Genomic DNA, 240 nt, shown 5'->3' with positions numbered 1-240 from the left:
GATTGCACAGCGAAGCAGCGCAGCGCAGCGTAGCGAAGCAGCGCAGCGCAGCGGCGACGGCCCCTTTGACCTGGATGACGAAACCGCCGGCCGCATCAACCACGCGCGCGGCGGAGGCCAGTCCCTGGATGGCGGCATGCAGGAACGCATGAGCGCCGCCACCGGGCATGATTTCAGCGATGTGCGCGTCCACACCGGACCGGAGGCGAATGAGCTCAATCACGATTTGGGCGCCAAAGC

The 240-nt window shown here is 66.7% G+C and carries 1 protein-coding gene; it reads left to right on the top strand.

From position 1 onward, the window contains the following. On the top strand, positions 1-240 hold a 240-nt coding region (locus tag SAZ04_RS22870; protein ID WP_332700067.1), incomplete at both ends, for an eCIS core domain-containing protein.

Origin of the sequence: Halalkalibacter lacteus (assembly GCF_036663595.1) — a bacterium.
In the GTDB taxonomy this organism is placed as follows: Bacteria; Bacillota; Bacilli; order Bacillales; family Bacillaceae_D; genus Halalkalibacter; species Halalkalibacter lacteus.
Note: the sequence above shows the minus strand (reverse complement) of the source record. Positions and strands in the feature narration are given on the sequence as shown.